This window comes from Xanthobacter oligotrophicus, assembly GCF_008364685.1.
In the GTDB taxonomy this organism is placed as follows: Bacteria; Pseudomonadota; Alphaproteobacteria; order Rhizobiales; family Xanthobacteraceae; genus Xanthobacter; species Xanthobacter oligotrophicus.
The window spans coordinates 259,986-279,702 of record NZ_VTTL01000005.1 but is presented as its reverse complement, the minus strand read 5'-3'; the positions used below and the strand labels follow the sequence as shown (position 1 = coordinate 279,702).

Annotated in this window: 18 protein-coding genes; 12 read left to right on the top strand and 6 right to left on the bottom strand. The window is 68.9% G+C overall.

Annotated features, from left to right (window positions below):
* Positions 1 to 77: 77 nt before the first annotated feature.
* Positions 78 to 1,925, top strand: a complete 1,848-nt coding sequence (locus FZ033_RS10285; RefSeq protein ID WP_149576039.1) for an aminopeptidase P family protein — start codon at positions 78 to 80, stop codon at positions 1,923 to 1,925.
* A gap of 91 nt (positions 1,926 to 2,016) precedes the next feature.
* Positions 2,017 to 2,169, top strand: a complete 153-nt coding sequence (locus FZ033_RS10280) for a DUF3309 family protein (protein WP_038192509.1) — start codon at positions 2,017 to 2,019, stop codon at positions 2,167 to 2,169.
* Between the two features lie 114 nt (positions 2,170 to 2,283).
* On the opposite strand, the gene FZ033_RS10275 is transcribed toward FZ033_RS10280, so the two are convergent.
* Entirely contained in the window at positions 2,284 to 3,645 is a 1,362-nt protein-coding gene (locus tag FZ033_RS10275) for an aspartate aminotransferase family protein (RefSeq protein ID WP_149576038.1), read from the bottom strand.
* A 311-nt stretch (positions 3,646 to 3,956) separates the two neighbouring features.
* On the opposite strand from FZ033_RS10275, the gene FZ033_RS10270 reads away from it, so the two are divergent.
* Entirely contained in the window at positions 3,957 to 5,825 is a 1,869-nt protein-coding gene (locus FZ033_RS10270) for a tetratricopeptide repeat protein (RefSeq protein ID WP_149576037.1), read from the top strand.
* Positions 5,826 to 6,301: 476 nt separating this feature from the next.
* Positions 6,302 to 7,690 carry a sigma-54-dependent transcriptional regulator gene (locus tag FZ033_RS10265; protein WP_149576036.1) on the top strand — a complete coding sequence of 463 codons (1,389 nt, stop codon included), beginning with the start codon at positions 6,302 to 6,304 and terminating at the stop codon, positions 7,688 to 7,690.
* 51 nt (positions 7,691 to 7,741) lie between these two features.
* On the opposite strand, the gene hslU is transcribed toward FZ033_RS10265, so the two are convergent.
* The 3 genes from hslU to FZ033_RS10250 all read right to left on the bottom strand — a co-directional run bounded on the left by hslU (position 7,742) and on the right by FZ033_RS10250 (position 10,533).
* Positions 7,742 to 9,049: an ATP-dependent protease ATPase subunit HslU gene (hslU, locus tag FZ033_RS10260; RefSeq protein ID WP_149576035.1), complete on the bottom strand. Its 1,308-nt coding sequence runs from the start codon at positions 9,047 to 9,049 to the stop codon at positions 7,742 to 7,744.
* A gap of 71 nt (positions 9,050 to 9,120) precedes the next feature.
* Complete coding sequence (hslV, locus tag FZ033_RS10255; RefSeq protein ID WP_149576034.1) at positions 9,121 to 9,669, bottom strand: ATP-dependent protease subunit HslV; 549 nt, start codon at positions 9,667 to 9,669, stop codon at positions 9,121 to 9,123.
* Between the two features lie 72 nt (positions 9,670 to 9,741).
* Positions 9,742 to 10,533, bottom strand: coding sequence for an alpha/beta fold hydrolase (locus FZ033_RS10250; protein ID WP_188079413.1), 792 nt, complete (start codon positions 10,531 to 10,533; stop codon positions 9,742 to 9,744).
* A gap of 146 nt (positions 10,534 to 10,679) precedes the next feature.
* Here FZ033_RS10250 and hisB point away from each other — a divergent pair, with 146 nt between their 5' ends.
* From hisB to coaA, 7 genes are read left to right on the top strand one after another with little or no spacing between them, the layout of a single operon-like run.
* Complete coding sequence (hisB, locus tag FZ033_RS10245) at positions 10,680 to 11,273, top strand: imidazoleglycerol-phosphate dehydratase HisB (protein WP_149576032.1); 594 nt, start codon at positions 10,680 to 10,682, stop codon at positions 11,271 to 11,273.
* 11 nt (positions 11,274 to 11,284) lie between these two features.
* Positions 11,285 to 11,776, top strand: coding sequence for a DUF2628 domain-containing protein (locus FZ033_RS10240; RefSeq protein ID WP_149576031.1), 492 nt, complete (start codon positions 11,285 to 11,287; stop codon positions 11,774 to 11,776).
* Between the two features lie 3 nt (positions 11,777 to 11,779).
* Positions 11,780 to 12,427 (top strand): imidazole glycerol phosphate synthase subunit HisH, encoded by a 648-nt coding sequence (gene hisH, locus FZ033_RS10235; RefSeq protein WP_149576030.1) that lies wholly within the window; start codon positions 11,780 to 11,782, stop codon positions 12,425 to 12,427.
* A complete protein-coding gene (gene hisA / locus FZ033_RS10230; RefSeq protein WP_149576029.1) occupies positions 12,415 to 13,152 on the top strand; it encodes a 1-(5-phosphoribosyl)-5-[(5-phosphoribosylamino)methylideneamino]imidazole-4-carboxamide isomerase in 738 nt (245 codons plus the stop codon). Before hisH ends, hisA begins: the two co-directional genes overlap by 13 nt.
* A 7-nt stretch (positions 13,153 to 13,159) precedes the next feature.
* Positions 13,160 to 13,936, top strand: coding sequence for an imidazole glycerol phosphate synthase subunit HisF (gene hisF, locus FZ033_RS10225; protein ID WP_149576028.1), 777 nt, complete (start codon positions 13,160 to 13,162; stop codon positions 13,934 to 13,936).
* Between the two features lie 50 nt (positions 13,937 to 13,986).
* Entirely contained in the window at positions 13,987 to 14,313 is a 327-nt protein-coding gene (locus tag FZ033_RS10220) for a phosphoribosyl-ATP diphosphatase (protein ID WP_149576027.1), read from the top strand.
* A gap of 19 nt (positions 14,314 to 14,332) precedes the next feature.
* A complete protein-coding gene (gene coaA, locus FZ033_RS10215) occupies positions 14,333 to 15,304 on the top strand; it encodes a type I pantothenate kinase (RefSeq protein WP_149576026.1) in 972 nt (323 codons plus the stop codon).
* An 18-nt stretch (positions 15,305 to 15,322) separates the two neighbouring features.
* Here the strand turns inward: coaA and FZ033_RS10210 are convergent, their stop codons facing one another.
* Together FZ033_RS10210 and FZ033_RS10205 are read right to left on the bottom strand one after the other, a co-directional pair.
* Positions 15,323 to 16,798 carry a porin gene (locus FZ033_RS10210; RefSeq protein ID WP_149576025.1) on the bottom strand — a complete coding sequence of 492 codons (1,476 nt, stop codon included), beginning with the start codon at positions 16,796 to 16,798 and terminating at the stop codon, positions 15,323 to 15,325.
* Positions 16,799 to 17,221: 423 nt separating this feature from the next.
* A complete protein-coding gene (locus tag FZ033_RS10205) occupies positions 17,222 to 17,698 on the bottom strand; it encodes a J domain-containing protein (RefSeq protein WP_149576024.1) in 477 nt (158 codons plus the stop codon).
* Positions 17,699 to 18,114: 416 nt separating this feature from the next.
* Here FZ033_RS10205 and FZ033_RS10200 point away from each other — a divergent pair, with 416 nt between their 5' ends.
* On the top strand, positions 18,115 to 19,650 hold the full coding sequence (locus FZ033_RS10200) for an ATP-binding protein (protein ID WP_149576023.1): 1,536 nt from the start codon (positions 18,115 to 18,117) through the stop codon (positions 19,648 to 19,650).
* Positions 19,651 to 19,717 lie beyond the last annotated feature (67 nt).

The window sequence follows — 19,717 nt, the reverse complement described above, 5'->3', positions numbered from 1 at the left end:
GAAACGGTACCCAATGCGCCTGATATGGCTCTATGGTTGGCGCGATATCCTTATCCCCAGCTCCGGCCGCCCCGCCCATGACCGTGCACCACAAGACCCCCCACGCCTTCAAGGCCGTGTTCCAGACCTTCGACGACCTCGCCGACGGCGCGGCCGGTCCGGCCCGCCTCGCCGCGCTCCGGGCGGAACTCGCCCGGCTGAACGTCGACGGCTATGTGGTGCCGCGCGCCGACGCCCACCAGAACGAATATGTGCCGCCCTGCGAGGAGCGCCTCGCCTTCCTCACCGGCTTCACCGGCTCGGCCGGCACGGTGATCGTGCTTGAGGACACCGCCGCCCTGTTCGTGGATGGGCGCTATACCCTCCAGGCTCCGGCCCAGGTGGACACGGGCGCCTTCACCGTGGTGCCGCTGTCCCAGACGCGGCCAGATGCATGGGTGGAAGCGAACCTCCGCCGTGGCGCGCGGCTGGCCTACGACCCCTGGCGCACCACCATCGACGGTCGCGACCGGCTGGCCAAGGCGGTGGGGGCGGCCGGCGGCATCCTCGTGCCGCTGGAGGCCGATCCCTTCACCGCCATCTGGCCCGACCGACCGGAGCCGCCCCGCGCGCCGGTGCGGCTGCTCGACCTCTCCGTGGCCGGCGAGGACACGGCGGCCAAGCTCCGGCGCGTGCAGGAGAAGCTCACCGAAGCTAAGCTCGACGGGGCACTGATCTCCGATCCTCACGGCGCGGCCTGGCTGTTCAACATGCGCGGCGGCGACGTGGCCCACACGCCCCTGCCGCTGGCTTGGTGCATCGTGCCGCGCGAGGGCCTGCCGGAGCTGTTCCTCGAACCGCTGAAGCTCTCCCACGAGGTCCGCGCGGCGCTGGCCGGGCATGCGCGCCTCCACGGCACCGGGGACCTCGACACGGTGCTCGCCGCCTTCGCCAAGGACCGCAAGGTCCGGCTGGATCAGGCGACCGCCCCGGTGCGGCTGGCCGGCCTCATCGAGGCGGCGGGTGGCACGGTGGACAAGGGCACCGACCCCATCGCTTTGCTAAAAGCCTCCAAGAACCCGGCCGAGATCGCCGGCATGCGCGCCGCCCATGTGCGCGACGGCCTCGCGCTGGTGCGTTTCCTGGCCTGGTTCGACGCCGAGGCGCCGAAGGGCCATCTCACCGAGATCGAGGCGGTGGAGGCGCTGGAAACCTTCCGGCGCGGCACCGGCAACCTCACCGATGTCTCCTTCCCCACCATCGCGGGCGCGGGGGAGAACGGCGCCATCGTGCATTATCGCGTCACCCGCAAGACCAACCGGTCCATTCATCCCGGCGAGCTGTTCCTGCTGGATTCCGGTGCGCAATACCCGGACGGCACCACCGACATCACCCGCACCCTCGCCGTGGGCACGCCGACGGCCGAGATGCGCCGCCACTACACGCTGGTGCTGAAGGGTCATCTGGCCCTGAGCCGGGCGGTGTTTCCGGACGGCATCAACGGCGCCCAGCTCGATCCGCTGGCGCGGCAATATCTGTGGGCGGCGGGGCTGGATTTCGACCACGGCACCGGCCATGGCGTGGGCGCCGGCCTCTCGGTGCATGAAGGCCCGGCGCGCATTTCCCAGCTCGGGCACCTGGCGCTGGCTGAGGGTATGATCCTCTCCAACGAGCCGGGATATTACCGCACGGGAGCCTACGGCATCCGCATCGAGAACCTGATTTTGGTGGAGCGGCGCGGCGTGGAGGGCGCGGAGAAGCCCTGCCTCGGCTTCTCGACCCTGACGCTGGTGCCCTACGACCGGCGGCTCATCGACCTCAGCCTGCTGGATGGCGCCGAGCGGGAGCAGGTGGACGCCTATCACGCTCTGGTGGCGGAGGCGCTGGCCGGCGACCTCGACGAGGTGGAGCGGGAGTGGCTGACGCAGGCCACCGCACCACTCTGAAAAGAACCAAGCGGGAACTCCACGGTCAGGCTGGCGTTATCATCGGCGAGAGGTGAGACGAAGCTCCGCCGATCGATAAGGGAGGCCGTCCATGTCCACTATTCTGATTATCATCCTCGTGCTGCTGCTCATCGGCGCGCTGCCGCGATGGGGCTACAGCTCCGGCTGGGGCTATGGGCCCGGTGGCATCGTCGGCGTGCTGCTGATCATCGTGATCGTGCTGGCGCTCACGGGACGGCTCTGACCCTCCGCAGGGGTCCGGGCGGGCGGCATCCGCGCCAGCCTCCACTGAACCTGTCATGCCCCGGCCTGTCCGGGGCATGACTGTTTTAAAGGAGGCCGGTGCGTCGGCGCAGGCTCAGGCCACCTTCTCGATGACCCGGCCCAGCTTCTCCACCAGTTCGCCCACCTGGTCCTTGGAGATGATGAGCGGCGGCGTCACCACCAGCGTGTCGCCGGCGATGCGCATCATCAGGCCTTCCTCATGGAAGGCTCGCTCCAGCGCCTCGTAGCCCTTCAGGCCCGGCGCGCCGTCCTTCGGGGCGAGGTCCACGGCGCCGGTGATGCCCACGGTGCGGATGTCGAGCACGCCGGACTTGTCCTTCAGGCTCATGATCGCGTCGGCGAAGAACGGCTCCAGCGCGCGGGCATGGGTGAAGGTGTGCTCCTTGGCGTAGAGGTCGAGGGTGGCAAGGCCCGCCGCGCAGGCCAGAGGATGGGCCGAATAGGTGTAGCCGTGGAACAGCTCCACCACGTGCTCCGGCCCCTTCATGAAGGCATCGTGGATGCCCTTGCGCACCAGCACGCCGCCCATGGGCACGGCGCCCGCGGTGATGCCCTTGGCGAAGGTGATCATGTCCGGCACCACGCCATAGCGCTCGGCAGCGAAGGCATGGCCCAGCCGGCCGAAGCCGGTGATGACCTCGTCGAAGATGAGCAGGATGCCATGCTTGTCGCAGATCTCGCGCAGCCGCTTCAGATAGCCCTTGGGCGTGGGCAGCACGCCGGTGGAGCCGCCCATGGGCTCCACGATCACCGAGGCGATGGTGGAGGCGTCGTGCAGGGCGACGATGCGTTCCAACTCGTCGGCGAAGTGCGCGCCGTAATCCGGCTCGCCCTTGGTGAAGGCCTGGTGCTCGCGGTCATAGGTGGAGCGCAGGTGATCGACGCCGGTGAGCATGGTGCCGAAGGTGCGGCGGTTCGACACGATGCCGCCCACCGAGATGCCGCCGAAGCCGACCCCGTGATAGCCGCGCTCGCGGCCGATGAGGCGGGTGCGGGTGCCGGCGCCCGTGGTCTGGTGATAGGCGAGCGCGATCTTCAGCGCGGTGTCCACCGCCTCCGAGCCGGAATTGCAGAAGAACACGTGGTCGAGATCGCCCGGCGCGAGGTCCGCGATACGGCTGGCGAGACGGAAGGCCTGCGGGTGGCCGTACTGGAAGGTGGGGGCGAAATCCACCTCGGTGGCCGCCTGGCGGATGGCCTCCACGATGGGCTCGCGGTTATGGCCGGGATTGACGCACCACAGCCCGGCGCAGCCGTCGAGAATGGCGCGGCCTTCCGGAGTGTAATAGTGCATGTCCTTGGCTCGGGAGACGAGCCGCGGTCGCTTCTTGAACGAACGGTTGGAGGTGAACGGCATCCAGAAAGCGTCGAGATCGTTGGGGATCGCGTCCGCACCCACACCCGCGCCTTCGGTGACCAGATCGTCCAGAGCCATGATGAAACCTCTCCCGCGCGGCGGCAGCCTCAGGCGAGAGTGGGCCTGCCGGCTGCCATTCTTCGGCCGCGTCGGTGCGGAAGCTAGCAGCGCGCGTGGCCGCTGGAAACACTGGAGCGGGATACTTCTCGACGCACGTGACGCACGATGGGCTTCGAAGGTTGAAGCGGTCTGCGTTCAAGGGATTAGCAGGGGATTCACCGTCTCTTGGGAAACAGCGGCGTTTTCGGTGGGGACGGATCGCACACGGGGGGACCTTCGAGCGGAGCCCCTTGCACGTGTTCGGGTTCTGACCCACAAAGATTGTGACCGTGCGTAAGGATGGTATATTGGTAGAGCAGACGCCAGAGGCCGGCGAGCCGGACGCCGTCGTGGACCTCGACGCTCCGGCAGCCGCGGAAGCCATGCCGCCGGGCGGCAGCGAGGCGGTCCTCGTTCGCGCCGCGCTGGAGCGCGTGCTCGCGGCTCCCGACTTTACCGCCTCGCCCCGCCTCGCGGCCTTCCTGCGTTTCGTCGTGGAGGCAACCCTCGATGGGCGCGCCGACGAGATCAAGGGCTACACCATTGCCGTGGAGGCCCTGGGCCGCCCGCCCTCCTTCGATCCCCAGTCCGATCCCATCGTGCGGGTGGAGGCCACCCGGCTGAGGCGCGCGCTGGAGCGCTATTACACCACGGTGGGCGCCGAGGACCCGCTGGTCATCGACATTCCCAAGGGGGGCTATGTCCCCCTGTTCCGCCCCCGCACCGAAGCGCCAGCCGAGCCGGTGCCGTCCGGGCCGGAGCCGCAGCCCGCGCCGATAGCGCCGGAGGCGCCGCGCGCCACGCCGGCCTGGCAGCGCACCGGGGTGCGGATGGCCGCCGCGGCGCTGGCCGTGGCGCTGGTCGCCGGGCTGGCTCTGCTCGCTCCGCGGCTCAGCCTGCTCAGGTCCGATCGTGGGACCGCGTTGGCGGACCGCATCCGCCTGCCGGTGGTGGAGGTCCGCGCGTTCGAGGCCTCCGGCCCCGGTGCTCCGGCGGAGGCGGAATTGCGCGCCATCGAGGAGCAGATGCGCGACGCCTTCGCCCGCTTCGACTTCGTGGAGGTGAAAGCCGCCGGCGCCACGACCCACGACACGGGGGTGCCCGAGATCTGCTCCGGCCCGCAGTCGCGCTCGGTCTTCGCCCTCGCCGGCCTCGCTGAAGGCCGTGCCGACGGCACCTTCTCCCTGATCACCCGGGTCACCGACCGCTGCGACGGTTCCATCATCTGGTCGGCCTCCCTCGACGGCCTCGCCCAGGGGCCGGCCCTTGCGAACAGCGAGCGACGGGTGGTGCACGATGTCGCCATCGCGATCATGGAAAGCTACGGCGTCATCCCGGTCCGGGCACGGGCGCAGGCCCTGGCCAAGGCCCCGGGTTCCGGCTTCGGCTGCATCGCCGCCGCCATCGCCTATATTCGCGGCGATCCCCAGGGCCAGCGCGGCAACGGGACTGCGTGCCTGGCCGAACTCACCAAGCAGGAGCGGGATTTCGCCCTCGGCTATGCGGTGCGCGCGACGGCGCAGCTCTACGCCACGCTGCACGACGACACCCCCAATCCCACCGCCGAGGAAATGGAGGAATTCCTCGACGAGGCGGAACGGGCGGCCGAACTCGCCCCGGCCAGCGCCTATGCCGCCCGCACCCTAGCGCTGGTGCAGCTCTTCGCCGGCGAACCGGACGACGCCATCTCAACCGCCGAGAAGGCGCTGAAGCTCAATCCGCTCGATTTCGACGTGGCGGCGACGGTGGCCACCGTGTTCATCGGCGCCGGTCGCGTGGAGGAAGGCGAGGCCTTGCTCATGCGCGCGCGGCGCGAAGGCGCGGTCCGCAGCAATCTCCAGGATGCATTCCTGGGCATGGCCGCCTTCATGCGGGACGATGTGCTCGCCGCGCAGGCGCTGGTGCCGCAGCTCACCCTGCATTCGGCCATCGAGAACAAGCTCGCGCTGGCGCTCTGCCTCCACACCCTCGGCCGCGTGAGCGACGGGCGGGAAGTGGTCGGCGCGCTGCTCCACCGCATGCCGGACGGAGCAGAAGGCGTGCGCCGTCTCGTCCGCCGCCTGCTGCCGGCGCCCGGGCTGGCCGACAAGGCCCTCGCCGCACTGGAGACCGCCGGCCTCTCCCGGGAGGCCGTGGCCGGGAAGCCGCCGCGGGGATAGACCGTGCCTCTTGCGAATCAGATGCCGGTTCGCACCGGAAAAACATGTGGGATGAAAACCCGGAGCAGGTTCGGCGCACCCATACGTACCGTAAATGCAAGACCACAACGCAAGAGAACCGGACCGGCCTGAATTGAACAAATCCGAGCCGTGCATGGGGCTCGAAATCGCGGCAAAAGCCCGCGCTGGCTCAGGCCCCTCAAGGGCTGCCCTCTTTGCAGCCCCCCGCAGCGTCGATGAATTTCACCGCCCGAGCCGGGGATATGAGATGTCACCAGCGGTCTATGTTACCCGTCCGCACCTCGACGTTGGGCACGGATTCACCTAAAACACCGCGGGTTCTTGTTTTCATGCCTTTTTACCATGCAGTATCCGGACTCACTCCTACCTGAAACGCTCCAGAGACCGGATCGGTAGCTTGATCTAGTTTAACCATCAGGTACTCTTACCATAGCATTTTACCACGAACACATGCCATGATTGTAAATCCCTCGGCCCCCCAGACCGACCGGCGCACCTGCGTTCTGGTCTGCGACCCGGAAGCGGGCGTGCGCACCATGATGCGTGCCGCGTTCGCCCGGCGCGATGCCCTGCATGTGCTGGAAGCGGAGGATCTCGCCGCGGCCTTGCCCCTGGCGCCGCGCTGCGCGTCCATCCTGCTGGCGGCGGACCACCCGGAAGAGGCGACCCGGCGGCTGCGGGCTGCCGGCTTTGCGGGAACGCTGGTGGTGGCGCTGGCCCGCGGGGCTTCGGTGGCGGATGCCGTGGCGGCCATGCGCTCCGGCGCCGACGACGTGGTGATCAAGCCCATCGGCCCCGAGGACGTGGTGGACCGCCTTCTGGCATCCACGCCCGCCCGCCGGCCGGAGCGGCGGCGGCGCGACCGGCCGCAACTGCCGCGCAACGGCGACTTCTGCGGCTTCCTCGGCCGCTCGCCGGCCATGCAGGCGGTTTATGAACAGATCGAGCGGCTGGCGGCCTCGCGCGCGCCAGTGTTCGTGACCGGGGAGAGCGGGACCGGCAAGGGGCTCGCCGCCTCCGCCCTGCACGTGGCCTCGACCCGGCAGGAAGGCCCCTTCAACGCCCTCAACTGCGCCGCCATCCCGGCGGCCTATATGGAACAGGCCGTGTTCGGCCTGACCGGCCCCGGCGCCATCGAGCGCGCCCACGGCGGCACGCTGCTGCTCGAGGAGGTGGCGGAGCTGAACAGCGCCACCCAAAACAAGCTGCTCCATTTCCTGGAGAAAGGCCGCTTCCGCCGGGCCGGCGAGACGGACGAGCGCAAGAGCGATGTCCGCCTGGTCTGCGCCACGGGCCGCGATCCGCTGGAGGATGTGCGGACCGGCCGCCTGCGCGAGGACCTGTTCTACCGGCTGAACGTCCTCACCCTGGCCCTGCCGCCCCTGCGCGAGCGCGACGACGACGTGATTCTCCTGGCGGAAGCCTTCCTGGCCCGCTTCGCCGGCGAGGAAGGGCGGCCCATTTCGCGGCTCGGCCCCGGCGCGGCCGAGGTGCTGCGGGCCCGGCCCTTCCCCGGCAACGTGCGGGAATTGCAGAACCTGATGCGGCGCGCGGTCATTCTGGGCGACGGCGGATTGCTCGGACCCGACTTGTTCGAGGAGACCGAGCCGGCGCAGCCGGACGAGGCGCCCAACGCCCAGGTGGCCGCCATGCTGATCGATGCGGCGCAAGGCGGCACGTTCGGCCGGGTCGAGCCCTTCGCCATCGTGGAGCGGCGGGTTATCGAGGCGGCCATCGCCGCCTTCGACGGCAACATCCCGCTGGCGGCCGCCGCCCTCGACCTCAGCCCCTCGACCCTCTACCGCAAGAAGCTCGCCTGGCAGGACCGGCGCCGGCTCTCGTGAGAGGCCGGCGCCGGTCCTGCGCGAGAGGATCCTGCGCGAGAGGATCCCGCCTCAGAGGATGAAGCGGCTCAGGTCGGCGTTGCGGGCGAGGTCGGCGACGCGGGAGCGCACATATTCCGCATCCACCACGACCGTCTCGCCGGAGCGGTCGGGGGCGGAGAAGGACAGGTCGTCCAGCACCCGCTCGATGACGGTCTGGAGCCGCCGGGCGCCGATATTCTCCACATTGGAATTCACCTCCACCGCAGCATCGGCGATGGCCTCCACCGCGTCGGCGGTGACGGTGAGGGTCACGCCCTCGGTGCCCATGAGCGCCACCGACTGCTTGACGAGGCTGGCCTCGGTCTCGGTGAGGATGCGCACGAAATCGGCCCGCGTCAGCGCCTCCAGCTCCACCCGGATGGGCAGGCGGCCCTGAAGCTCCGGCAGCAGGTCCGACGGCTTGGAGACGTGGAAGGCGCCCGAGGCGATGAACAGGATGTGGTCGGTCTTCACCGGCCCGTGCTTGGTGGAGACCGTGGTGCCCTCGATGAGGGGGAGCAGGTCGCGCTGCACACCCTCGCGCGAGACATCCGCGCCTGAGCGGCCCTCGCGGCCGGCGATCTTGTCGATCTCGTCGAGGAAGACGATGCCGTTGTTCTCCACCTGGTGGATGGCATCCTGGACGATGGCGTCCTGGTCGATGAGCTTGTCCGCTTCCTCCGCGAGAAGGAGGGGATGGGCCTCCTTCACATTGACGCGGCGCGGCTTGGAGCGGCCGCCGAAGGCCTTGCCCAGCATGTCGCCCAGATTGACGGCGCCCATCTGGCTGCCTGGCATGCCGGGGATCTCGAACATGGGCATGCCCTGGCCGCCGGCCTGGATCTCGATCTCCACTTCCTTGTCGTCCAGCTCGCCCGCGCGCAGGCGCTTGCGGAAGGCGTCGCGGGTGGCGGGAGAGGCGGTGGCGCCCACCAGGGCGTCGAGCACCCGGTTCTCGGCGGCGAGGTGGGCTTTCGCCTGCACATCCTTGCGCCTCGCCTCGCGCACCAGGCCGATGCCCACCTCCACGAGGTCGCGCACGATCTGCTCCACGTCGCGGCCCACATAGCCCACTTCCGTGAACTTGGTGGCTTCCACCTTGAGGAAGGGCGCGCCGGCAAGCCGGGCGAGGCGGCGGGAAATCTCGGTCTTGCCGACGCCGGTAGGGCCGATCATGAGGATGTTCTTGGGCAGCACCTCCTCGCGCAGCTTGTCGTCCAGCTGCTGGCGCCGCCAGCGGTTGCGCAGGGCGATGGCCACCGCCCTCTTCGCATTGGCCTGGCCGACGATGTGGCGGTCCAGCTCGGAGACGATCTCGCGGGGGGAAAAGTCGCTCATGAAGGGTCGCTCATGGAATCTGGTGGCGTTCGGGTCGCGGTCCATCGCGCCATCGGGGCGCGAACGGGGCCTCAGGCGCCGATGGTTTCCACCACGATGTTGCGGTTGGTGTAGACGCAGATGTCGGCGGCGATCTCCAGAGACCGGCGCACGATGGCTTCCGGGTCCTCCTCGCGGTCGAGCAGGGCCCGCGCGGCGGCCAGCGCGAACATGCCGCCCGAGCCAATGCCGGCCACGCCAACCTCCGGCTCCAGCACGTCGCCGGTGCCGGTGAGCACGAGGGAGATGGAGGCATCCGCCACGATCATCATGGCTTCCAGCCGGCGCAGGTAGCGGTCGGTGCGCCAGTCCTTGGCGAGTTCCACGGCGGCACGCTGGAGCTGCCCGGGATATTGCTCAAGCTTGGCTTCCAGACGCTCGAACAGGGTGAAGGCATCCGCCGTCGCGCCGGCGAAGCCCCCGATCACATCCCCCCGGCCGAGCCGGCGCACCTTGCGCGCATTGGACTTCAGCACGGTCTGGCCGAGCGTCACCTGCCCGTCGCCGGCGATGGCGACGCGGTTGCCCTTGCGGACCGTGACGATGGTGGTGCCGTAAATGGTATCCGGGGAATGCTGCATGAAAAGCTCCGCTCGGGGCCTTACTTAGGGCGTTCCGGCGCGGACGCAACCGAGCGGCGGCATTCTGTGCCGTCAACTGCCCTTCAGGAAGGCGCGGACGGTGGTGGCGAAATTCTCCGGGGCCTCCACCATGGGGCAGTGCCCACTGTCGAGGATCTCATCCAGCGCCGCGCCGTGGATGCCGTCGGCGATCTCCCGCACCATGTGGGGCGAGAACATGCGGTCGTCGTCGCAATAGATGGCAAGGGTCGGGGCCGAGATGCGGCCGAGCCGCGCGATGGTGTCGACCTTGGCGCAGACATCGAGCTGGCGCAGGAAGGCGTCCTTCTCCTGGTAAAGCCCGGCATCCAGAGATTGCTGCACCGCAGCAAAGAGCGGGATCTTCTTCAGCGTGCCCATGCCCAGCACGAACGTGGTGAGCGCCGCCCCGAAGGTCAGCTCGTTGTCGAGCTGGAGCCGCAGTTCCTTGAGCAGGCGCATGATCTCGGTGGTGTAGAGATCGTTGCGGGCGATGGTGTTGGAGAGCACCAGCCGGTCCACGCGCTGCGGCGTCATGAGGGCCAGCTCCTGGGCGATCATGCCGCCCATGGAATGACCGACGACATGCGCCTTCGGGATGCCCGCCGCGTCGAGCACGGCGAGGGCGTCGCGCGCCATGTCGGCGGCGTCATACGGCCCCTTGGCCCGCGCGCTCTTGCCGATGTCGCGGTTGTCGAACTCGATGAGGGTGAAGCCAGACAGCAGCGGCCGCGTCAGCGCCCAGAACGAGCGCTCGGCGGACAAGCCGGAAATGATCAGGACCGGCGGCCCCTCCCCGCTCACCTGATAGGCAAGTTCGAGCCCGTCGTTCTGCGTCGTCGGCATCGGCATCCCCCATGCGCTGGCGCTGGTGCTATGCCACATCCACCCATCCGCGGCGAGGAGACGATCGGACGCCGAAAACGTCATCTGCTTGCCATATGGCAATGCAGCGAGGTTGCTGATAGAACCCGCGGCCTTGGAGGAGTTCCATGCGCAAGGCCGACATCGTCCGCGAAACCAAGGAGACCCGCGTTGCCCTCACCGTCGATCTCGACGGAACGGGCCGCTCTGCCATCTCCACGGGGATCGGCTTCCTGGACCATATGCTGGACCTTCTGGCCCGGCACGCCCGCTTCGACCTCGAGATCAAGGCCGTGGGCGACCTTCACGTGGATTTCCACCACACCACCGAGGATGTGGGCATCGTGCTCGGCCAGGCGCTGAAGAAGGCGCTCGGCGACATGCGCGGCATCACCCGCTACGCCGACGTGCTGCTGCCCATGGACGAGACGCTGACCCGCGTCGCCCTCGATATCTCGGGCCGGCCCTTCCTGGTGTTCCGCACCGAATTCGCGGTGCCCAAGATCGGCGAGTTCGACACCGAGCTGGTGCGCGAGTTCTTCCAGGCCTTCGCCTCCAGCGCCGGGGTGACCCTGCATGTGGAGACGCTGTACGGCGTGAACGCCCACCACATCGCGGAAAGCTGCTTCAAGGGCCTTGCCCGGGTGCTGCGGGCGGCGGTGGCGGTGGACCCGGCGGCGGAGGGGGAGATTCCCTCCACCAAGGGCGCGCTGGGAACCTGAGGAGCCGGACGATGGGCATCTGGACGGTCCTGAGCAGGACGGAACCCGGCGACACCGCCGAGGCGATGGCTGGCCGCACCGTGTTCGTGCGCGAGAAATTCTCGTGGGCGACCCTGTTTTTCGCGCCATTCGTGCTGGCGCGCTTCCGGCTGTGGCTGCCGCTTGCCGCCTATGTGGCGGTGGTAGTGGTGCTCCAGCTCACCGCCCACTTCGCCGGCGTCGCCCAGGCGGTGACCGACGTGGTAATGGCGGGCTTCCACCTGCTGCTGGCCTTCGAGCTGCCGGCCCTGCGCCAGCGCAAGCTGGCGCGGCAGGGCTATGAGGAAGCCGGCGTGGTGATCGCTCCCAACCGGGACGAGGCTGAGCAGCGCTTCTTCGCGGACTGGGCGGGAACCCGTCCCGCCCCGCTGGCACGCGCCGACCTGCCGGCCATCCGCCCCATGGCGACCCCCGCCTTCCCGGGCGGCCAGTCCGGCGTCATCGGCGCCTTTCCGGGGACCTGAGCGATGAGCGTCGCGATCATCGACTATAATTCCGGCAACCTGCACTCCGCCGCCAAGGCCATGGAGCGCGCCGCGCTCGATCTGGGCGCGGAACGGGTGGTCGTCACCAGCGATCCAGAGATCGTGCGCACCGCCGATCGGGTGGTGCTACCGGGCGTCGGCGCTTTCGCCGACTGCCGCGCCGGCCTCGACGCCGTCGCCGGCATGGTGGAAGCCATGACCGAGGCGGTGAAGGAGCGCGGCCGCCCCTTCCTCGGCATCTGCGTCGGCCTCCAGTTGCTCGCCGAGCGCGGGCTGGAGCATGGGGTGACCGAAGGCCTCGGCTGGATCCGCGGCGAGGTGGAGCGCATCACCCCGTCCGACCCTGAGCTGAAGATCCCGCACATGGGCTGGAACACCCTCCAGACCGCGCGCGAGCACCCGCTGCTTGCCGGCATTCCCACCGGGGAAGGCGGGTTGCATGCCTATTTCGTGCATTCCTACCACCTGAAGCCGGCCGACGGCATCGACCTCGTCGCCACCACGGACTATGGCAGCACCATCACCGCCATGGTCGCGCGCGACAACGTGGCCGGCACCCAGTTCCATCCCGAGAAGAGCCAGAGGCTCGGCCTCGCGCTCCTCGCGAATTTCCTGAAGTGGCATCCGTGATCCTTTTTCCGGCCATCGACCTCAAGGACGGCCTCGCTGTGCGCCTCGAACAGGGCGACATGGCGCGGGCCACCGTGTTCAACCGCGATCCCGCCGCCCAGGCGGCGGAGTTCGAGACCCTTGGCTTTCGCTACCTGCATCTCGTGGACCTCGACGGCGCCTTCGCCGGCAAGCCGGTCAACGCGGCGGCGGTGGAGCGGATCCTGGAGACCGTCTCCATCCCCGTGCAGCTCGGCGGCGGCATCCGCGACCTGAAGACCGTCGAGGCCTGGCTGGAGAAGGGGGTGACCCGCGTCATCCTCGGCACCGCCGCGGTGCGCGACCCGGACTTCGTGAAGCAGGCGGCGAAGGCCCATCCCGGCCGCATCGTGGTGGGCCTTGATGCCCGCGACGGCCGCGTCGCCGTGGAGGGCTGGGCCGAGACCTCGGACATCGCCGCCGTGGACATCGCCAAGCGGTTCGAGGATGCCGGCGTCACCGCCATCATCTACACCGACATCGCGCGAGACGGACTGCTGAAGGGGCTGAACCTCGACGCCACCGTGGCGCTCTCTGAAGCAGTGAACCTGCCGGTGATCGCCTCCGGGGGCCTCGCCTCCCTCGCCGACATCGAGGCGCTGCTCACCCCGCGCGCGAAGAAGCTTCAGGGCGCCATTACCGGCCGCGCCCTCTATGACGGCCGGCTCGATGCCCGCGAGGCGCTGGCGCTGGTGGCAGGACGATAGGTGTGCCATGCTGAAAGTCCGCGTCATCCCCTGCCTCGACGTGAAGGACGGCCGCGTGGTGAAGGGTGTCCAGTTCGTGGACCTGCGCGACGCCGGCGATCCGGTGGAGGCGGCACGCGCCTATGACCTCGCCGGCGCGGACGAGCTGACCTTCCTCGACATCACCGCCAGCCACGAGAACCGCGGCACCATCCTCGACGTGGTGCGCCGCACCGCCGAGCAGTGCTTCATGCCGCTGACCGTGGGCGGCGGCGTGCGCACCGTGGACGACGTGCGCACCCTGCTCCATGCCGGCGCGGACAAGGTCTCCATCAACACCGCCGCCGTGAACCGCCGCGCCTTCGTGGGCGAGGCGGCGGAGAAGTTCGGCGAGCAGTGCATCGTGGTGGCCATCGACGCCAAGCGCGTGAGCAAAGAGGGCGAAGAGAACCGCTGGGAGATCTTCACCCATGGCGGTCGCACCCCCACCGGCATCGACGCCATAAATTTCGCCCGCGAGGTGGTGGACCTCGGCGCCGGCGAGATCCTGCTCACCTCCATGGACCGGGACGGCACCGGCCAGGGCTTCGACTGCGCCCTCACCCGCGCGGTGGCCGATGCGGTGCACGTGCCGGTGATCGCCTCCGGCGGCGTCGGCACCCTCGACCATCTGGTGGACGGCATCCGCGAGGGCGGCGCCTCGGCAGTGCTGGCCGCCTCCATCTTCCATTTCGGCACCTTCACCATCCGCGAGGCCAAGGAACGCCTTGCGGAAGCGGGGCTGCCGGTACGCCTCGACGTCTAGGCCGCGCGCCTTAACGCCTCCTCCCTGCCCTCCGTCTCCGGGCCACCTTGATGAGCGACAGCTTCACCCTCGCCGACCTCGAAGCCATCGTCGCGGCGCGCGCCTCGGCGGATGCGGGGGCGTCCTATACCCGCTCGCTGCTCGACAAGGGCGTCGAGAAATGCGCCCAGAAGCTGGGCGAGGAGGCGGTGGAGACGGTCATTGCCGCCCTTACCGGCGACGAGAAGGCGCTCGTCGCGGAAACCAGCGATCTGCTCTACCATCTCCTCGTGCTGTTGAAGGCGCGCGGGGTGCCGCTGGCCGAGATCCATGCGGAGCTTGCACGCCGAACGGGCCAGTCCGGCCTCGCCGAAAAAGCCGCCCGGCAGCACGGCTGAGAAGAGCACGAGGCACAAGATGGATCGACGGCTCGACCCTGGCCTCTCGCCCTACCGCACCTTCTCGCGCGCCGAATGGGCCGCGCTGAGGCGCGACACGCCCATGACCCTGCGCCCGGACGAGATCACCCGGCTGGAGGGTCTCGGCGTCCACCTCTCCATGCAGGAGGTAGAGGAGATCTACCTCCCGCTGTCGCGGTTGCTATCGCTTTACGTTGCGGCAACTCAAAAGCTCTTCCGCGCCATGAGCCACTTCCTCGACCAACGCGACAGCGAGGCGAACGGGGACGGCAAGATGCCCTACATCATCGGGGTGGCCGGATCGGTGGCGGTGGGCAAGTCAACCACCGCCCGCGTGCTCCAGGCGCTTCTGGCGCGCTGGCCCAACACGCCCAAGGTGGATCTCGTCACCACCGACGGCTTCCTCCTGCCCAACGCCATCCTCGAGCGCGAGGGGCTGATGGACAAGAAGGGCTTCCCCGAGAGCTACGACCTGCCGCTGCTGCTGCGCTTCCTCACCGACATCAAGGCGGGCCGGCGGCCGGTGCGCGCGCCGCTCTATTCGCACTTCTTCTACGATGTGATGCCCGACCAGTATGTGGAGATCGACCGGCCGGACATCCTGATCGTCGAAGGCCTCAACGTGCTGCAGACCACCCGCCCGCCGAAGGACGGCAAGGCCATTCCCTTCGTCTCCGACTTCTTCGACTTCTCGGTCTATATCGACGGCGACGAGGACGTGATCGAGCGCTGGTACGTGGAGCGCTTCATGCGGCTGCGGGCCACCGCCTTCAAGGACCCTTTGTCCTACTTCCACCGCTACTCGCAGCTTACGGAAGACCAGGCCCGCGCCACCGCCCTGTCCATCTGGCGCGGCATCAATCTGCCCAACCTCATGGACAATGTGCTGCCCACCCGCCAGCGCGCCGACCTCATCCTGCGCAAGACCGGCGAGCACGAGGTGGCGGAGGTGAGCCTGCGCCGCCTGTGACGGCGCAGTTAGGATCTCTCAGAAGTTGCGCTGGATTCGCACCGCGCCGGAAACCGCATTGGCCGATCCGCCCACCAGGGTGGGGATGACGCCGCCGCTGGCCGAGACAGCGCTGGCGATGCCCAGCGGCCGGCTGCCGTCGACGGCGGTGTAGACCACCTCCGCGCCGATATCGAGATTGCGCACCGGCGACCAGAAGGTGTTCACGCCCGCCTGCCACATGGCGAAGCTCGCCGCCCCCACCACATTGGTCGGCACATCCACGCTGACATAGCCGCCGAACACGGCGGAGCGCACCTGCGGCACCCAGAAATGCCGGAACTGGCCCTGGATCGCCCAGGCGCCGACCATCTCGTAGGATCCGTCCGGACCCATCACGGCGTCGGCGAGGGGATAATAGGCGCCGCTCATGAGGCCGACGCTGTTGAGCGGAACAAAGCCGATGGCCTGCAGCCGGTTCTGGTTGCCGGCGGCAAGGCCGGCATAATTGAGGGCGCCAAGGGAATAGTTGGCCTGGAGGTAAAGGCTGTCGCCCGCGGCGATGAAGGGCAGCTTGATTTCGCTATAGGCGCCCAGCGCATAGCCCCACTGGCCGGTGCTGGAACTGCCGATGAACGCCGCGCCGAGATAGGCGGGGGGCATCGCCTCCACCTGGTGCAGCGCCCCGGCCAGTTGCACCATCCCCCACGACCCCTCGGCCCGCAGGTTGGCGACGATGTCAGGCGTTTGCTGGCCAGCCTGGTAGTTGGAATAGAGCAAGGGGGCGCCGGTGCCGCCGCTCACGAACGGAAAGTCGGACGGCGAGGTCACGCCGGTGATGCTCACGCCCGTCGCCTGGACGCCGGTGGTGCGGTTGGCCGCATCCTCCACGGCGAGCGAGGCGGAGAAGCCGTTGCCGAACTCGGCCGTGTAGGCCGCCGTGGTGTTCCACGTGTTCGAGCCCGCGAACAGGGTCGCGATGGAATAGCCGATGCCGGTGTCGAAGAACGACTGGGTATAGCCGAACGTCAGCCCCCCGAACTGGATGAAGGCGCGCTCCACATAGAGGGCGGGGCCGGGGCCGTTGCCGGGGCCGGTCTGGGAATCCCATTCGGCGCCGCCACGGAAATAGGAGCGCAACGTGCCATAATCGGTCTGCGTCCGCGCATCGATTTCCGCGACACCGCGCCCCTGGGTGAAGTAATCGGCGTCATGCTTATCCCGGAAAGGAAAGGCGAACGGCGAATATCCCGGCCCGCCGAACGCCGAGCCCTGCGAGAAGATCGCGGCGACGTTCATGTAGGTGTCCATGCGGGCCCACCCGCCGACCCTGAGGCAGGTGTCCGTGCCGGGAATGTAGTAAAATCCGGGGCCGTAGGCCGCGCAGACCTTCACATTCTCCGCGGCCTGGGCCTTGACCGGCAGGTCGGCCGCCTCGGCCACGCGCGGCGCAAACAGCGCTGTCAGGCACACAAGGCTTATGGCGCCATGCGGCGCCCAGGAACGTCCGGTCATTTCCCCCCCCGCTCGGTCTTCCCCCGAACGCGTGGTCGGGGCGAAGCCGCTCTTCCTTCCATCCGGGCCGGGCTGAGGTAACCGAGGGCCAATGCAGCAGGCGGGGATGGCAGAGGTGGCCAATGTAGGCGAACGCGCCGCGGCGCGCCTAGTGCAGGAACAGCTCATGCTGAATCAAACGCAGTGGAAATCCGCCTCTAACCTTGAGTCAGGTGCGCAAAGCAGATTTTTGACGGTATCGAGATGCAATTTCGCTGGAAGGTGGCGGTGTCATGCGTGGAGACCACTCCTGCCCGGCACTGCCGCCGGGCGGAGGATACCGCGCCTGCAGGGCGGATCGACGGCCAGTCTGCCCTTACCCCAATGGGTCGGTCCATTGAAGGGAAAGCGTGCCCCCTCTCCTTGAATGCCTATGCCCCAGGCTTATGAGGCGCCGGCGAACTGGTCGAGCAGCGCGTCCCGTGCCTCGGCGATGCGCCGATACCGCTCGTCGCTGCCGCCGGCGTCCGGGTGCGCGCTCTTGGCCAGGCGCCGGAAGGCGGCATTGATCTCCGACGGCTTGAGCGCACCCTCCGTGGGCAGGTCCAGGGCCTCGCGGTGCTCCTTGTCGTCGTCATCGACATTCAGCCGGGACAGGAAGGCCTGGCGCTTCTTCCGCGCCTCGATGCGCAGCTCCACCTGATCCTGCTGCCACCTCGCCCGCGACATGACGAGGCACTCGCCGAAGGCGATCCGGCCCTTCGTTTCCAGCTCATCCAGGCTGAACGGGCCAACGACGCCATAGGGCGGGGCGAGACAGGCAGTCCGCCCGCCCGCGCCCTGCTCGACCAGACCGATGGTCACCGTATCGAGGACACCCAGGGAGCCGTTCCAGACGACCCATTGCTCTTTGTCCGTCATGCCACGTGCTTCCATGCATGAGCCGGCGCCGCGCCCCGTTTTGTCCGAAAGGGTTCGCGGCCACTGGACCGTCGGTGCGTGCATGCATGTTTGAAGCCAGCGGCCGGTGGATCGTCTGGCCGTGGGCGGGCGCGCCACTTGCTTCGACGCGGCAGGCCTCAGTTATCGGAACACGATCGGACACGCATGGCCGCTCCGATCTGACGCCCCCCGCGCAGAGGACACGGACGCAATGATCGCGACCCAACCTCAACTCCCTATTTTCGTTGACATTTCGCGACAAACACCCGGCGGTACAGGCCAGCCCGGCGACAGCCGCCCCCCTGCTCCCCGCGCCGCGCGGTTGAACCGGCGGCGCGAATTGATATGAGTGCCCCCATGACGTTTTGCGCCCTCCCCGCAGGGCGGTCGCCGCGATGACGGCGCCCGCCAAGGTATCCATCGACCTCGGTACCCGCGCGGGCGGGGACACGGCCGTGCTGGACCTGGAGGAACTGCTGGCCACGCGCCTGCTGGTGCAGGGCAATTCCGGCTCCGGCAAGTCGCACCTGCTGCGCCGGCTGCTGGAGCAGAGCGCGCCCTGGGTGCAGCAGGCGATCATCGACCCGGAGGGCGATTTCGTCACCTTGGCGGATCGCTACGGCCATGTGGTGGTGGACGCCCAGCGCGGCGAGGCAGACCTCCAGCGTATCGCCGCCCGGGTGCGCCAGCACCGGGTCTCGGTGGTGCTCAACCTGGAAGGGCTCGACGCCGAGCAGCAGATGCGCGCCGCCGCCGCCTTCCTGGGCGGCCTGTTCGATGCCGATCGCGATGTCTGGTACCCGGTTCTGGTGGTGGTGGACGAAGCCCAATTGTTCGCCCCCACCGCCGCGGGCGAGGTGTCGGACGAGGCCCGCAAGGTGTCGCTGGGCGCCATGACCAATCTCATGTCCCGCGGCCGCAAGCGCGGCCTTGCCGGGGTCATCGCCACCCAGCGCCTCGCCAAGCTTGCCAAGAACGTGGCGGCTGAGGCCTCCAACTTCCTCATGGGCCGCACCTTCCTCGACATCGACATGGCCCGTGCCGCCGACTTGCTGGGCATGGAGCGGCGCCAGGCCGAGATGTTCCGCGATCTGCAGAGCGGCCATTTCATCGCCCTCGGGCCAGCCTTGGCGCGTCGGCCACTGCCGATCCACATCGGCCCGGTGGAGACCTCCGCGCGCTCCACCAGCCCCAAGCTGGTGCCGCTGCCGGAGCCCGCCGCCGCCGAGGACGCCCACGACCTGATCTTCATGCCCGGCGCCGACGAGGTCCGCCCGCTGGTGCCGCGCCGTCCGCCGGCGGTGGCGCCCACGGCGGACGTGCTGGCCCAACTCGCGCGCAGCGGCCCTCCGGCCCCGCCCCCGCCGGCCGCGCCGCAGGCGCCCACCCTCTCGCCCGAGCAGCGCCAGGCCGCCATCGATTCGGCGCTGCGCGAGATCCTGAGCGAGCGCGACGCCGGCTTTCGCACCATCTCGGTGCTCTACCAGGACTTCCTGGTGCGCTGCCGGATTCGCAGGATCGGCGGGGAGGCCCTCAGCCTGTCGGCCTTCCGCCGCCGGCTGGCGGTGGCCCATGCGGGCATCGATGCCGCCGAGGCGGAAGCCGAGGATTCCCCTTGGGCCGAGGTTCTGGCCATGGCCGGTACCCTGCCGGAGGACATGCAGGGCGTGTTCCTCTCCCTTGCCCGCGCCGCGTTCGACCACCGCACCTGCCCCTCCGACGCCGACGTGGCCCGCGCCTACGGCAGCCGCTCCCCCGGCCGGGCGCGGCGGCTTCTGGCCTATATGGAGGAGCGCCAGGTGATCGTGTGCCGGCTCGACAGCCAGGGCCGGCGCATCGTGGCCATTCCCGGCCTCGCCTGGGAAACCGAACCCGGCGATCCCAACGCTGCCACCAGCGCGAGCGTGCCCGAGGCAACGCCGGCGGATTGAAGCGCGACGCGCCCCGCCTCCCCGATGCTCCCACCTGCAACCGGCGGACGGCGATGGGAGTCCGAGC